This is a genomic window from Tumebacillus flagellatus, from assembly GCF_000714935.1.
In the GTDB taxonomy this organism is placed as follows: Bacteria; Bacillota; Bacilli; order Tumebacillales; family Tumebacillaceae; genus Tumebacillus; species Tumebacillus flagellatus.
On record NZ_JMIR01000011.1, the window covers coordinates 12,645 to 27,436 of the forward strand.

At 59.5% G+C, this 14,792-nt stretch carries 12 protein-coding genes; all 12 read left to right on the top strand.

Annotated elements, in window-relative coordinates; genetic code table 11:
• The 12 genes from EL26_RS09115 (at position 1) to EL26_RS09170 (ending at position 14,788) form a co-directional block, all read left to right on the top strand.
• Entirely contained in the window at positions 1 to 849 is an 849-nt protein-coding gene (locus EL26_RS09115; RefSeq protein ID WP_081857085.1) for a DUF817 domain-containing protein, read from the top strand.
• A gap of 64 nt (positions 850 to 913) precedes the next feature.
• A complete protein-coding gene (locus tag EL26_RS09120) occupies positions 914 to 2,173 on the top strand; it encodes a methionine gamma-lyase family protein (RefSeq protein ID WP_052036194.1) in 1,260 nt (419 codons plus the stop codon).
• Positions 2,174 to 2,334: 161 nt separating this feature from the next.
• Entirely contained in the window at positions 2,335 to 2,763 is a 429-nt protein-coding gene (locus tag EL26_RS09125; RefSeq protein ID WP_038087195.1) for a MerR family transcriptional regulator, read from the top strand.
• Between the two features lie 72 nt (positions 2,764 to 2,835).
• Positions 2,836 to 4,176: a type I glutamate--ammonia ligase gene (gene glnA / locus EL26_RS09130; RefSeq protein ID WP_038087197.1), complete on the top strand. Its 1,341-nt coding sequence runs from the start codon at positions 2,836 to 2,838 to the stop codon at positions 4,174 to 4,176.
• 177 nt (positions 4,177 to 4,353) lie between these two features.
• Complete coding sequence (locus EL26_RS09135; RefSeq protein WP_052036174.1) at positions 4,354 to 6,309, top strand: SpoIID/LytB domain-containing protein; 1,956 nt, start codon at positions 4,354 to 4,356, stop codon at positions 6,307 to 6,309.
• 143 nt (positions 6,310 to 6,452) lie between these two features.
• A complete protein-coding gene (locus EL26_RS09140) occupies positions 6,453 to 7,979 on the top strand; it encodes a protein O-GlcNAcase (protein WP_052036175.1) in 1,527 nt (508 codons plus the stop codon).
• 74 nt (positions 7,980 to 8,053) lie between these two features.
• Entirely contained in the window at positions 8,054 to 8,785 is a 732-nt protein-coding gene (locus EL26_RS09145) for a GntR family transcriptional regulator (protein WP_038087200.1), read from the top strand.
• 12 nt (positions 8,786 to 8,797) lie between these two features.
• The gene (locus EL26_RS09150; protein ID WP_052036176.1) at positions 8,798 to 9,712 is read left to right on the top strand and encodes an N-acetylglucosamine kinase; all 915 of its coding nucleotides are present in this window, start codon (positions 8,798 to 8,800) and stop codon (positions 9,710 to 9,712) included.
• Between the two features lie 22 nt (positions 9,713 to 9,734).
• Positions 9,735 to 10,649 carry an N-acetylmuramic acid 6-phosphate etherase gene (gene murQ / locus EL26_RS09155; protein WP_038087202.1) on the top strand — a complete coding sequence of 305 codons (915 nt, stop codon included), beginning with the start codon at positions 9,735 to 9,737 and terminating at the stop codon, positions 10,647 to 10,649.
• Complete coding sequence (nagZ, locus tag EL26_RS09160; RefSeq protein WP_038087204.1) at positions 10,639 to 12,270, top strand: beta-N-acetylhexosaminidase; 1,632 nt, start codon at positions 10,639 to 10,641, stop codon at positions 12,268 to 12,270. The genes murQ and nagZ overlap by 11 nt, the downstream gene beginning before the upstream one ends.
• Entirely contained in the window at positions 12,267 to 13,427 is a 1,161-nt protein-coding gene (locus EL26_RS09165) for an anhydro-N-acetylmuramic acid kinase (RefSeq protein WP_038087207.1), read from the top strand. The genes nagZ and EL26_RS09165 overlap by 4 nt, the downstream gene beginning before the upstream one ends.
• Before the next feature lie 32 nt (positions 13,428 to 13,459).
• Entirely contained in the window at positions 13,460 to 14,788 is a 1,329-nt protein-coding gene (locus EL26_RS09170) for a sugar ABC transporter substrate-binding protein (protein WP_038087210.1), read from the top strand.
• The last annotated feature ends 4 nt before the right edge of the window (positions 14,789 to 14,792 follow it).

The following is a 14,792-nucleotide window of genomic DNA, read 5'->3' on the forward strand; positions in this document are numbered from 1 at the left end:
ATGAGCGCGTCGAAGGCATCCCATTCGCCGTCCTCCCCGTCTCGCTTGCGGAACGGGGTGCTGGACTTGGCGTTTTTTACGTATCACGAAGCGATGTCTTGTCTGTTTGCCGTCTGCATTTTCGGTTTGCTGGCGGTGTCGCACGTTGTGCACATTCCGGGGCTTGGGCGTTATGATTTCCTGCTGCTCGGCTGCCTGATCATGCAAGTCATCCTGTACAAGACCGGGCTTGAAACGAAGGACGAGGTCAAAGTCATCGGCGTGTTTCACTTGTTGGGACTGGCTCTTGAACTGTACAAAGTCCACATGGGCTCTTGGGCGTATCCGGAGCCCGCGCTGACGAAAATCGCGGGTGTGCCGCTGTACAGCGGCTTTATGTATGCGAGCGTCGCGAGCTACGTCTGCCAAGCGTGGCGGCGGCTCGACATGAACCTCGCGTATTACCCGAAGTGGTGGCTGGCGTTGCCGGTCGCGGCGGCGGGGTATCTGAACTTTTTCACGCATCCGTACATCGGAGACTACCGCTGGTGGATCCTGCTTGCGGTGCTGGCGGTGTTCTGGCGCACGCAGATTCTCTTCACCGTGCGCGGACGCGTGCGCAAGATGCCGCTGGTGCTCGGATTTTTCCTCGTGGGGCTGTTTGTCTATTTCGCGGAGAACATCGCGACGTTCTACGGCGCGTGGCAGTATCCCGACCAAGCCCGCGGTTGGCACTTCGTCCACCCGGAGAAGATTTCGTCGTGGTTTATGCTGATCATCGTCGAGGGCATCCTCGTCGCGCAGCTCAAGCGTGTCAAAGCGAATTTGACTCACGAAGAAGCGTCTCGGGGAAAGGGGATCTCCTCGTAACCGAGCGCGCAACTACTGATACAGACTAGACAACCGGGATAGGAGAGACTTTATTTTGTCGTTCATGAATCTGTTGAAAGACCCGGCTTGGATGCAGCTCGCGTCCAAGATTGAAGCGGGCATCGCCGACCAATTCCGCCATATCGAAGACGTGGCGCTCTACAACCAAGCCAAAGTTCTGCAAGCGTTCCAAGAGGAGAAAGTGGCGGATTTCCACTTTGCTTCGTCGACGGGGTACGGACACAACGACGCCGGCCGTGAAACGCTGGAAGTGGTGTATGCAAAAGCGTTCGGGGCCCAATCCGCGCTGTTGCGGCCGCACATCGTCTCCGGCACGCATGCGATCTCGCTTGCGCTCTATGGGGTACTGCGCCCCGGCGACGAACTGCTCTACATCACCGGCAAACCGTACGACACGCTGGAGGAAGTGATCGGCGTGCGCGGCGAAGAGGGCGAAGGCTCGCTGCGGGAATTCGGCGTGGGCTTTGACTTTGTGCCGCTGACCGAGGCGGGCAAAGTCAACTACGAGGAAGTCGCCCGCAAGATCAAGCCGAACACCAAGATGATCGGCATCCAGCGCTCGGCCGGCTATTCGTGGCGCTCGTCGTTCCCGGTTGCCGAAATCGGCGAGATGATCAAGTTCGTCAAAGAGATCAAGCCGGATGTCGTGGTGTTCGTCGACAACTGCTACGGCGAATTCACGGAAAAAACGGAACCGACCGAAGTCGGAGCCGATCTCGTCGTCGGCTCGCTGATCAAAAATCCCGGCGGCGGTCTCGCGCCGTCCGGCGGCTATGTCGTCGGGCGCGCCGATCTCGTGCACCGCGCGTCTTGCCGGTTGACGTCGCCCGGCATCGGAGCGGAGCAAGGGGCGATGCTCGGTACGAACCGTGCGCTGTTCCAAGGCTTTTTCTTGGCGCCGCACATCGTGGGAGAAGCGCTCAAAGGGGCGGTTTTTGCCGCGGCGCTTTTTGAAGAGCTGGGGATGGTGACGCATCCGTCCGCGCAGGCGCGCCGCACCGACATCATTCAAGCGGTGCGCCTCGGCACCCGCGAGCGCTTGATCGGATTCTGCCAATCGATCCAATCGGCCGCACCCGTCGATTCACACGTCAACTTGGAGCCGTGGGCGATGCCGGGCTATGCCGACGAAGTGATCATGGCGGCGGGGGCGTTTATCCAAGGCTCTTCGATTGAGCTTTCGGCGGACGGCCCGATTCGCGAACCGTTCATCGGCTTCATGCAGGGCGGTTTGACGTATCAGCATACCAAGATCGCCGTGTTGAGCGCCGTCGCCAACTTGAAGGCAGCGGGACACCTCTAGGCGCTTCTTGCATAGAGTGGAAGGACACAGGGAAAAAGACCAAGGGGGAGAGGCGCCTTGGTCTTTTTTACAAAAATCCATGTCAACTTATCTAACATGCGTTGACAGATATGCCTGACACGCATATAATGGGGGTATCTTAGAGAGAGGCGCTGGTGAACATGAACGATGAAATTCGCCGCAACCTCGCCCTGTTTCCTATAGGCATCGTCCAGAAGCTGACCGACCTTTCGGCCCGCCAGATTCGGTACTATGAGCAGCACATGCTCGTGTGCCCGGCCCGGACGGAAGGAAACCAACGATTGTTCTCTTTCAACGATGTGGAGCGGCTGCTGGAGATCAAGAAACTTATCGAGCAGGGTTTGAACATCGCGGGGATCAAGACGGTCCTGGGGACTGCGAAGACGACGTCCGAATTGCTGCCTGTCAGTGAGAAGGAGCAGGCTAAGATGGTCAAGGAGGTCAAGAAGGACCTTTCGGACCGCGAACTTCGCGATCTGTTGAAAAAGGAAATTCTGCACAGACCCGGCCGCAACGGTGTGCACAGCAACACGTTCAACGCCGGCGACCTGTCGCGGTTTTTCCACTAACAAACATAGAACCACCGTCCGTCTGGAGGTTTGACTCCCGGAGAGGACGGGGTCGAGGAGGAGCAGAAGACCATGAAGCGCAATTTCACCGCTGAAGACATCAAACGCTTGGCCAAGGAAGAAAACGTCCGTTATATCCGCCTGCAGTTCACCGACCTGCTCGGCGTTATCAAAAACGTTGAAATTCCGGTTTCCCAGCTTGACAAAGCTCTGGAAAACAAAATGATGTTCGACGGCTCCTCCATCGATGGTTTCGTTCGCATCGAGGAATCCGATATGTACCTCTACCCGGACCTCTCCACCTGGCTCGTGTTCCCGTGGGAAACCGAAAACGGCTGGAAAGTGGCCCGCCTGATCTGCGACATCTACATGCCGGACGGCTCTCCGTTCCCGGGCGACCCGCGCGGCATCTTGAAGAAAGCGATGAACGACGCTCGCGCAATGGGCTTCACCGATTTCAACGTAGGTCCGGAGCCGGAGTTCTTCCTGTTCAAGCTCGATGAGAAGGGCAACCCGACCACCGAAGTGAACGACCAAGGCGGCTACTTCGACTTGGCACCGGTTGACCTCGGCGAAAACTGCCGCCGTGAAATCGTGCTCACCCTCGAAGAAATGGGCTTTGAAATCGAAGCTTCTCACCACGAAGTTGCAGTCGGTCAACATGAGATCGACTTCAAATACGAAGACGCAGTCAGCTCTGCGGACAGCATCATGACTTTCAAACTGGTCGTCAAAACCATCGCTCGCAAGCACGGCCTGCACGCGACCTTCATGCCGAAACCGATCTTCGGCATCAACGGCTCCGGCATGCATTGCCACCAATCCCTGTTCAAAAACGGTGAGAACGCGTTCTACGACGAATCCGACGAACTCGGCCTGTCGCAAACCGCGAAACACTACTTGGCAGGCATCCTCTCGCACGCTCGCGGCTTTGCAGCGATCACCAACCCGACCGTCAACTCTTACAAGCGTCTGGTTCCGGGCTACGAAGCACCGTGCTACATCGCTTGGTCTGCGAAGAACCGTTCGCCGCTCGTCCGCATCCCGGCGTCCCGCGGCATGGGCACCCGCATCGAAGTCCGCAACCCGGACCCGGCTTGCAACCCGTACCTCGCACTGGCTGCGATGCTCCAAGCAGGTCTGGACGGCATCCGTCGTGAACTGCCGCTCCAAGACGCAGTCAACCGCAACATCTACGTCATGAACGAAGAAGAACGCCTTGAGAACGGCATCCTCTCGCTGCCGGCAAACCTCAAGGAAGCGATCGACGAGCTGATCGCAGACGAACTGCTCGTCGCAGCTCTCGGCGAACACGTCGTGACCCACTTCGTTGAAATGAAACAAATCGAATGGGATATGTTCCGCACCACCGTTCACGAGTGGGAGCGCAACCAATACCTGACCACTTACTAAGAATCGCTTTGCAAGCCCTATAACCGTAAGCAAAACTCTCGGAACCTCGTCCAACTGCGGACGGGGTTCTTTTTTAATTCCTTCAGCAGGAATTTTCAGAAAGATTGGAGAAGAGTGGAAGAGGTGGTATAGACCACCACCAAATCATCACCAAATGAAAAAAGGGAGGGGTAGTCCATGGCGAGAGGAACGGGGATCTTGGCTGTATCCGCGTTGACGTTTTCACTTGTGTTTCCGAGTGGCAGTTGGGCGGCTGACAACAATCCTGTGATGGACAGCGTCGAGCATGCACTGGTCGTTACGGTGGACCGCAACGGGTCCGACTACACGTACAACGTGATTGCAAACGGCAAGGCGGAACAATTCTACACGAACAACAAATCGTTCGTGGCCGAACCGGGGGAGTTCGTGTCTTTCAAAGCGAAAGGCTCTCGGATCGTAGACTTCCGCGGGAATGTGGAGGTCGCACCGTACTACCATGAGAAGATCATGGCGAAAAACACCTCGGCGCGCACGCTGGATTTGGAATTGCACGGCAATCTGCAACTTTCCAATTCGTACTCGGTATTTCGCGTAGAGAACGGGACGCTTGCGCCGCAATCGTTCCAAGACATTTCGGTCGGCGCAGAGAATGTAAGCGTATACTATGACGGCGCGGGACAAGGGAACATCGTGCTGCTGGAAGGCAAGACGCCGGTGAACACGATGCGCGTCGGGATCAACAACAACGGCTTTGCGTCGCTGGATCACACGCGTTTGGACTTCGCCTCGGCGGGCGGTCTGAAAGTCGTGGACAAAAAAGGCAACTGGAGCACCGACATCGCAGCCGGAATGAACGTGGCGCTGGTGCCGGGCGCGGACGGCACGCATGTCTCGGCAAACGGACAAGACCTGTATGCGACCAACAACCGACTCTATGTGTACCCGGCTTCGAGCAGCGTACCGGTGCAGATCCTGACATTTAAGCGCGCCTACGGGTATCCCGCCTACCGCGGGGATTTTGAAATCACTCCGTCCGCGACGGCGGGCAAACTGCAACTGATCAACGAAGTGCAATTGGAAGACTACCTGCGCCAAGTGGTGCCGTCTGAAATGCCGGCTTCGTTTGGCCTGGAAGCGCTGAAAGCGCAAAGCGTGGCGGCGCGCACCTACGCGCTCGGCGATTACGAAAGCAGCCGGTATGCGGCAAAGGGATTCCATGTCGACGACTCGACACTCAGCCAAGTGTACAACAACAGCGCGGAGAACGACCTGACTTCGCAAGCGGTGGAAGAAACCAAAGGCTTGATCATGAAGAGCGGAGACGCGCTGGTGGACGCCCGCTACTACTCGACGTCCGGCGGCTACGGCGCGGCGAAGCATGAAGTCTGGGCGGACGGCGACGGCGCGTTCCCGGGCACGCCGCTTCCGTACTTGAACGCGAAAAGCTACGTGTACGACCCGGCGCAACCGGGCCAACTGCTCAACCTCAACACGCAGGATGAAGCGGCGCTGGGCGCGTTCTACAAAGACTTGTCCTTGACGGGCTATGATTCCGAATCGTACTACTTCCGCTGGAAAGTCGGGTTCTCGGCAACGGAGTTGCAGAACACGATCGACAGCAACCTCTCGGATCGCTACAAAGCCGACCCGACGGCGATCTTGACGCTGGATGCGAACGGCAACTTCGTCTCCAAGCCGATTCCGGCGGGCGGGGTTGGCCAAGTGAGCAATTTGTACGTCTCGAAGCGTGGCAGCGGCGGCAACATGATGGAACTGGTGATCGTCGGCAGCACGGGCACGTACAAGATCGAGAAGGAATACAACATCCGCTTCACGATTCGCCCGAACAAAGCGTACACCGGCGGTGCAGACGTGTCGTTGCAACGCGCAAAGGGCGGCTCCACGGCGTATGACCCGGCGTATGTTTTGAAAAACTACACGATCCTCCCGTCGGCGTTTGCGACGTTTGACATCAACCGCGACGCGAACGGCAACTTGATCTCCGTCACGTTCTACGGCGGCGGCAACGGTCACGGCGTCGGCATGAGTCAGTACGGGGCTTCGAGCCTCGGCGCGCAAGGCTGGTCGTATGATCAGATTTTGAACGCGTACTACGCGGGGATGTCGTTGGTGAACGCGTACCAGATGTAACTCCCGCAGGTTGCGTGCAACGTCGAATGCGATTTTGAAAAGTCGGCTCCTCGCGAGTCGGCTTTTTCTCGTTTTTTGCGGAGAGGAATTTCAATGCTTCCGTTGAAAAAAGGAAATGGGCACCACAAGAGGAGGGGAATGGAATGAAATCGGCAAGGGGACTTGGGGCGGGAGTTCTTGCGTTGGCGGGGTTGGCGGGACTGGTTGTTTTGGCTGGAAGCACAGGTTGCTCCGACGGAGCGCAAACGCCGTTGGCAGTTGCTCCATCCACAACGCCGTCCGCAACCGAGGCGTCAAAAATTTCGCCCTCGTTCGCCGTGCGCGGCGTGATCGAGGGCTTTTACGGAAAGCCGTGGACGCAAGAACAGCGCCTGGACATGCTCTCGTTCCTCGGCAAGCACCGCTACAACACCTACGTCTACGCCCCCAAGGACGATCCTTACCAACGCCTGCGTTGGGGTGATCTCTATCCGGAGGCGGAAGCGTCTCGGATGCAAACGCTTGTGAGCCAAGCCAAGGCGGACGGAGTGACGTTCGTCTATTCCGTCTCGCCGGGGCTGCCGGCACCCTTGCCGGGGGAGCAGACCACGCCGGAGATGGTAAAAGCCGCGATCACCTGCTCGTCGCAAGCAGACCGTGACAAATTGGCGGCAAAAGTCGAGCAGTTGCGCGCGATGGGCGTGCATACGGTCTTGCTCTCGTTTGACGATGTGCAAGACCAACTGCAAGCGGCAGATCAGAGCGCATACGGCGGCGACTTGGCGAAGGCGCACGCGGAACTCGCCAATTGGTTGCTGCAGACGGAACAATCACGCGACCCCGAGTTCAAGCTGTGGTTTGCGCCGACGACGTACTGCGGTTTGAAAGACAACCCGTACTGGCAGACGCTGCGCACCGCCCTCCACGAGCAAGTGCAAGTGATCTGGACGGGGGAGAAAATTCTCTCGCCGCGCATCACCTCGTCGCAAGCCGACGAAGCCGCCCGCCTGTTGGGACGCAAACCGCTGGTCTGGGACAACTTTCCCGTGAACGATTTCACCTACTCGATTCAGAAAAAACCGCAACTCTTCCTCGGGCCGCTCGAAGGCCGCGACGCCGACCTCAACTCTCACACCGCAGGATGGCTCGCCAACCCGATGCTGCAGCCGGAAGCGTCCAAGATCGCCCTCGCCACCATTGGCGACTACCTCGATCACCCGGCGTCCTACAACCCGGAGGCCGCTTGGCAGCAGGCGATCCAAGCTCTGCCCGGCGTTTCCGATCCGCAACCGCTTCGGACGTTCGCCGCCTACGCCCGCAAGAGCCCGGTACACAGCGAGAGCAACCCCGACTTTGGAAAAAAAGTCGAGGCTTATCGAGCGAACGGCACCGATTCCGCCGCCGTTTCTGCTTTGCGTACAGAACTGGAAACCCTGCGCGATCTTCCGAAAAACGTGCACGCCACCGTCAACAACCCGGAGTTGCTGGCGGAGATCGACCCGTGGCTGAACAAGCTTTCCGCAGAAGGAGAGGCGGCACTGCTCGCGCTCGACCTCGCGCAAACCGCGCCGAACGATCCCAATCGGGCGGGACTGCGCCAACAAGTGTCCGCAAAACTGAGCGCACTGGAATCTGATCCGCTCACCATCGCGCCGGACGTGCAAGACTTCGCGAAAACTCTCGAAAAATAAACTTGCACAGGAGGATATAGAGTGGAAAGTCAGAATATATAGTGGTATAGACCTCTATAACTTAGGTGAAGCAGATGCTGAACAAAAACATCCCGATACCGCTCTACTACCAATTGAAGGAAAAATTATCAAACGCCATTCTGCAAGGCGAATTGCAACCGGGCGCTTTGTTGCCGTCTGAGCGTGAACTTTCCGACCACTATGCCATTTCCCGCATGACCGTGCGCCAAGCGCTGGGGGAGATGGTCAAGGAAGGGTTGCTCGTCCGCGAGCAGGGCAAGGGTACGTTTGTCGCGGAGCCGAAATTCAACCAAGGGCTGCTCAAGCTGACGTCGTTCAGCGAAGACATGCGCAACCGCGGCTTGAAGCCGGATTCTCGCATCCTCTCGGTCACGGTGCAGGAAGCGACTCCTGCCGTCGCGGCGGAGCTGCGAATCGGCGCGGAGATGAATCGGCAATTGATTGTTTTCGAGCGCGTTCGTCTCGCAGACAACAAACCGATGGCGTACGAAACTTCGCATCTGCCTTTGCATCGCTTCCCGGAGTTGGAGAATGAAACTTTGCACTCCACATCCCTCTACAAGCTGTTGGAAGAGAAGTACGGCCTCGTCATTCGGTATGCGCGGCAGGCGATTGAAGTCGGGCTGTCCCGACCGACGGAATCGGACATCCTCGGCATTCCGTCCGGATCGGCCGTATTGCTGATCGAGCGAACCACGTTCGACGCAGACGACGAGCCGATCGAATACGTCAAGTCGGTGTACCGAGGCGACCGTTACAAGCTCTACGCCGAGCTGTACCGCTAGGAGGTGGGCCGAATGCGCATCTTGATCGGCATTGACGGCGGCGGGACGAAGACCCGAACGCTCGCCGTCACCCAAGACGGCACGATTCTTGCCGACCTGACCACGGCCGGTTCGAACATCAACCATCACGGCTGGGCCGGGGTGGAGGAGTCGCTTTTTGCCCTGTTTGAGCAAGTGCGAACACATGTTCCGTCTTACGCGAATGTCGCATCGCTTTGTCTCGGATTCGCCGGGATCGACCGCGAACCGGATCGCGTGCGCATGGAGCAATGGACGGCGGCGCAATGGCCCGGCGCTCAGGTGTCGGTCGTCCATGACGCCCGTATCGCGCTGGAAGCCGGGTTGCCTCCGGATGCCCAGAATCGCGCCGGCATCGTGCTGATCGCCGGAACGGGCTCTGTCGCGTACGGCCGCAACGCAGCAGGACTTGAAGCCCGCGTTGGAGGTTGGGGGTATCTGTTGGGAGACGAAGGCAGCGGATACGATCTCGGACGCCGGGCGATCACCGCCGTTTTGCGGGCGTATGACGGGCGCGACCCGCAGACGCTGCTGTCTACACTCGTCCTGAGCGCGTACGGCGTGCAGGAGCCGACGGAGCTGTTGCCGATCGTCTACGGGGAATCGACCTCTCGCGGACAAGTGGCGAAATTGGCGCGCTTGGTGATCGAAGCGGCGGCTGCCGGAGATTCGGTGGCGCAAGGCTTGCTCGACTCCGGAGCCGGGGAACTTGCGGCGCTCGTCGTCGCACTTTTGAAAAAAATGAACTTTACCGCCCGGCACGTGCCCGTCGTGTTGGCAGGGGGACTTTTTTCAACGGGCAGTCCGTTGATCGAACTGCTTGCGTCCCGCTTGCCGGATTCGGTGGAACTGCGGCCGGGGCAGCCTCCCGTGTTCGGCGCTTTGCGCTTGGCGCGGGAGGGTCGATAGAAGGAAAGGAGTGTCTTGCAGCGTGGAATCGATCGCAAAATTAGCTACAGAACAAACCAACGCGCAGTCGGACACCTTGGATCAAATGAATGCGCTGGAAATTGTCATGTTGATGAACCGCGAAGACCGTACGGTTGCGGAGTCGGTCGAAGCTGCTCTCCCGCGCATCGCCGAGGCGGTCGATCGAATCGTGGAACGGCTTCGTCGCGGAGGGCGCTTGCTCTACATAGGGGCCGGCACCAGCGGGCGTCTCGGCGTGCTGGACGCTTCGGAGTGCCCGCCGACATTCGGCATTGAATCGGACGTGGTCGTCGGCTTGGTGGCGGGCGGCATGGACGCGGTGGTCGAAGCGCGCGAGGGCGCGGAGGACGACGCCGACGCCGGGGCGTATGACCTGCGAAAGCAGGGCTTGAGCGCGGACGACATCGTGGTCGGACTCAGTGCCAGCGGGCGTACCCCGTATGTGGCGGGAGCTCTGACTTGCGCGAAAGACGCAGGGGCGGGCACGATTGCGTTGTCGTGCAACTCCGACGCGGAGATCTCCAAGCTCGCCGACGTGGCGATTGAAGTGCCGACCGGCCCGGAAGTGTTGATGGGCTCCACCCGTCTGAAAGCGGGCACCGCGCAGAAGATGATCTTGAACATGCTGAGCACCGCCGTGATGGTGCGGCTGGGCAAAGCGTACGGCAACTTGATGATCGACGTGAAGCCGACGAACGTGAAGTTGGTCGACCGCGCCTGCCGGATGTTGATGAACGCAACCGGAGTGGATCATGAGACCGCCGAAACTGCTTTGCAAGCGGCGGGACGCCGCGCCAAGGTCGCGCTGGTGATGCTGAAGACGGAAAGCACTGTCGAGGAAGCGGAGCGCCGCTTGGAAGCGGCCAACGGATTCGCCCGCCTCGCCATCGAAGGGGGAGAGCCTCATGGCGCTTGAGCTTGCAACGCTTCGTCTGGAGCAACAGATCGGCCAGACGATGATGTTCGGCTTTCACGGAACCGAGCCGTCGCCGGAGATTGAGCGGCTGATTCGCGAACACCACATCGGCGGCGTGATCCTTTTCGCCCGCAACGTAGGCAACCCGCAAGATGTGCTGGAACTCAATACCCGGTTGCAAAAAATCGCGTACGACGCAGGGCACGCACATCCGCTCTTGATCTCCGTGGACCAAGAGAACGGCATCGTGCGCCGCCTCGGGGCGGGCACGACGCTGTTTCCCGGCAACATGGCGCTGGGAGCGGCGAGCCGTCCGGAGTGGGTGCGCGACGTGGCGGAAGCGACAGGACGGGAACTGCGGGCGCTCGGCTTCAACTTCAACCTCGCTCCCGTGCTCGACGTCAACAACAACCCGCGCAATCCGGTGATCGGGGTGCGCGCCTACGGGGAAGACCCGGAGCGCGTCGGCGAATACGGAGTGGAAGCGATTCGAGGGTTGCAAGCGGCCGGACTGGCAGCTTGCGGGAAACACTTCCCCGGCCACGGCGATACGTCGCTGGATTCGCACCTCACCCTGCCGCTGATCCCGCATGATCGGGCAAGGCTTGTAGCCGTCGAGTTGCCTCCGTTCGTGAAAGCGATTACAGCCGGCGTTGATGCGATCATGATCGCGCATGTGGTGTTTCCGGAAATCGAGCCGGACGGCACGCCGGCGACGCTGTCGCATCGCGTGATCACCGGACTGCTGCGCGAGGAGTTGGGCTTTGACGGCGTGATCACGACCGATTGCATGGAGATGCACGCCATCGCGCATACGATCGGCACGGTGGAAGGCACGTACCGCGCCTTTCTTGCAGGCGTCGACCTCTCGTTTATCTCGCACACGCACGATTGGCAAGAGGGGGCGGTCGCCCGGTTTCTGCGCGGCGTCGAAGAAGGCGAGTTGACGACGGAGCGTCTGGAAGCGTCTGTGCGCCGGGTGCTCGCGTTGAAGGAGAAGTACACCAACTGGGCGGACTGGTTGCCCCGTTTCGAGCTCTTGGAGCGGGGCGAGTTGACGGTCGATCCGGTTGTCGGCTCCGTTGAACACCGCCAACTGGCTCGCACCGTGTACGAGTCGGCGGTCACGCTGACCTCTCTTCGCCCCGGTGCTTTGCCGCTCGCGTTGAACGCGGAAGACCGCGTCGCCGTCGTGTACTTGCGCAACGTCTCGCTCTCGCCGGTCGAAGATGAGCGCTACCTCCTCAACCCGCTCGCCGCCGCCGTCGAGCGCCAGCACCCGAACGTGGTGCGCTTGGAGCTCTCCAACCCGCCGACGGCGGAAGAGATCGCCGAAGCGGTCAAAGCCGCGGCAGACTGTCAGGCAGTCGTGATTGGGACGCTGAACGCCCATCTCGCCGAAGGGCAGATGGAACTCTTGCGCCACATGCGGAGCTTGCCGATCCCGCGCTTGGTCGTCTCGATGCGCACGCCGTATGACATGACGGTTTGCGAGGGCTTTGACGCTCACGTGGCGGTGTATGAATTTACGCCGGAGGGCATCGACGTGGCGGCGGAGGCGCTTTTTGGCAAACGCAAACTGGTCGGTCGACTGCCGATCACGCTGGAGGTCGCGCGATGATCAGATGCATGGGGCTGATGTCCGGCACGTCTGTTGACGGCGTGGATGTGGCGATTACGACGATCTCCGGAGAACCGCCGCACGTGTCTGTGCGTCTCGACCATTTCGAGACGGTGCCGTTTTCCGACGAAGTGCGTACCCGCATCTTCCGCTTGTTTAAGCCCGACGTGACGGCAGCGGAAGTGTCGCAGATGAATTTCTTGCTGGGGCACGTGTTTGCCGATGCTGCGTTGCAAGCCGCGAAGTCGGCGGGAGTAGACATAACAAACATTATGTTCATCGCATCACACGGACAGACCGTTTATCACCATCCGGTTCCGGAGGAGATCGCGGGATATTCCGTGACCTCGACTCTCCAAATCGGTGAGGCCTCCGTGATCGCGGAAAAAACCGGCCGACCCGTCGCGGCGGATTTCCGCGTGCGCGACATGGCGGCTGGCGGGCAGGGAGCACCGCTCGTGCCGTTTGTCGACGCGCTGCTGTTCGCTCATCCCGATCGCGGGCGCATCCTCGCGAACATCGGCGGCATCGCCAACTTGACCGTCTTGCCGCGGGGAGCATCGTCCGAACAGTCTGTCGCTTTCGACACCGGGCCCGGCAACATGATCGTGGACGGGTTGGTCAGCCGCTTTACGGAAGGCCGCCTGCGCTATGACCGAGACGGCCGGATGGCGCGTCAGGGTCAAGTGCTGGAAAACTACTTGGCTTCGTGGCTTCAGATGCCGTACTTCAGCCTGCAGCCTCCGAAGTCGACTGGACGAGAACTGTTCGGCGAGCAGATGGTCGAACGCTGGTGGCAAGATGCCCTGGCTCTCGGGTCTCGCGCCGAAGACGTGATCGCCACGGCGACCGAGTTCACGGTGCGCACGTTTGCGGGTGCCATCCGCGATTTCATCTTGCCGCACCACGCGATCGACGAGCTGATCGTGGGCGGCGGCGGTTCCTACAACCCGGCGATGCTCGACGGCCTGCGCCGCGAGTTGCCGCAACTCACGATCTTGACGCAAATGGAAGCCACCGGCATCCCCAGCGACGCCAAGGAAGCGGTCGCGTTTGCCGTGCTTGGTTATGAGACGTACCATCGCAGACCCGGAAATCTGCCGTCTGCCACCGGAGCGAAACGCCCGGTCGTGCTCGGCAAGATCACGTGGGACTGAAACCATACCGACTCCAAGGAGGAAGTTCAAACATGATCTACAAAAAATACACGAAAGTATTCGCCGTGCTTGCAACCGCCGCTATGCTCTCCGTCACCCTCGCAGGTTGCTCCAAAGACTCCGCCAGCTCCAGCAAACAAGAGACGGCGAACTGGACCGGCAAGATCACGATCTGGGACGGCCCGCGCTGGGAAGAGAATGGCAACAAGTACGCATGGATCGAATCGCAGAAGAAAGCGTTCGAAAGCTCGCACCCGGGCGTAACCGTTGAAATCGTGCAAGTGCCGTGGGCGGACATGAACGACAAACTCGGCGTCTCCATCGCCGGCAAAGCATGGCCGGACGTCGCGCCGGTCGACATCTCCGGCAACGGCGTCAACGCTGCGTTTCTCAAGCAAAAAGTCCTGGAACCGCTCGACGATTACGTCACCGCCGATGACAAAAAAGACTTTCTGCCGAACGCCTTGGACGCCTACTCCCAAGACGGCAAACTTTACGGCCTGCCGGGCGGGATGACCGTACACGGCATGTTGTTGAACCTCGACCTCTTCCAAGAGCGCAACGTCGAGCCGCCGAAAGACGGCAAATGGACGTGGAATGAGTTCGTCGACGACATGAAAAAACTCACCTACGACAAAGACGGCGACGGCAAAATCGACGTCTACGGCCTGTCCACCTACATCAAGAACGGGTACTACGAGTCCTGGCCGTTCCTCTACATGGACGGCGGCCGCCCGCTTTCCGACGACCTGACGAAGTTCACCTTCGATTCGAAGGAAGCAGAGGGCGCGATGAAAAAGCTCGCCGATCTGAAAAACATCCCGGTCGCCCCGAAGGAGATGGGCTCCGGCGACGTCGGCGGCACCTGGAAGGCGTTCTCCGCGCAGAAGAACGTCGCGGTGGAACCGTGGGCAACGTGGGCGATCCAAGCGGCTCAAAAAGCCAACATGAAAAACTTCATGGTCGCAGCGTACCCGTCCGGCTCCGGCAAACCGGTCACGATCGGCGGCGTCGGCGGTTGGATGATGTTCCATCAAGACGATGCAGGCAAGAAAAAAGTCGTCGCCGACCTGATGAAGCAACTGACTTCGACCGAACAGCAAGTCGTCACGGCGAAAAACTACAGCGTCTTCCCGTCCCGCAAATCGGCGGTTGACCAAAACCCGTTTGCGGACAACCCGCAAATGCAACAAGCACAAAAGCTGACCGAAACTGCTGTGATGATCCCGAAACAAGTGAACTGGAAGAAGATTGACGAAGCGATTCAATCCCAGCTGCAACTCGTGCTCAACGGTGAGAAGTCGCCGGAAGACGCGATGGGGGAAGCGAAAAAGACCGTTGACGATCTGCTCACGAAATAGGGAG

Coding starts and splice junctions, on each gene's coding strand:
- EL26_RS09115 (WP_081857085.1), top strand. CDS start 1: ATGAGCGCGTCGAAGGCATCCCATTCGCCGTCCTCCCCGTCTCGCTTG.
- EL26_RS09120 (WP_052036194.1), top strand. CDS start 914: ATGAATCTGTTGAAAGACCCGGCTTGGATGCAGCTCGCGTCCAAGATT.
- EL26_RS09125 (WP_038087195.1), top strand. CDS start 2,335: ATGAACGATGAAATTCGCCGCAACCTCGCCCTGTTTCCTATAGGCATC.
- glnA (WP_038087197.1), top strand. CDS start 2,836: ATGAAGCGCAATTTCACCGCTGAAGACATCAAACGCTTGGCCAAGGAA.
- EL26_RS09135 (WP_052036174.1), top strand. CDS start 4,354: ATGGCGAGAGGAACGGGGATCTTGGCTGTATCCGCGTTGACGTTTTCA.
- EL26_RS09140 (WP_052036175.1), top strand. CDS start 6,453: ATGAAATCGGCAAGGGGACTTGGGGCGGGAGTTCTTGCGTTGGCGGGG.
- EL26_RS09145 (WP_038087200.1), top strand. CDS start 8,054: ATGCTGAACAAAAACATCCCGATACCGCTCTACTACCAATTGAAGGAA.
- EL26_RS09150 (WP_052036176.1), top strand. CDS start 8,798: ATGCGCATCTTGATCGGCATTGACGGCGGCGGGACGAAGACCCGAACG.
- nagZ (WP_038087204.1), top strand. CDS start 10,639: ATGGCGCTTGAGCTTGCAACGCTTCGTCTGGAGCAACAGATCGGCCAG.
- EL26_RS09165 (WP_038087207.1), top strand. CDS start 12,267: ATGATCAGATGCATGGGGCTGATGTCCGGCACGTCTGTTGACGGCGTG.
- EL26_RS09170 (WP_038087210.1), top strand. CDS start 13,460: ATGATCTACAAAAAATACACGAAAGTATTCGCCGTGCTTGCAACCGCC.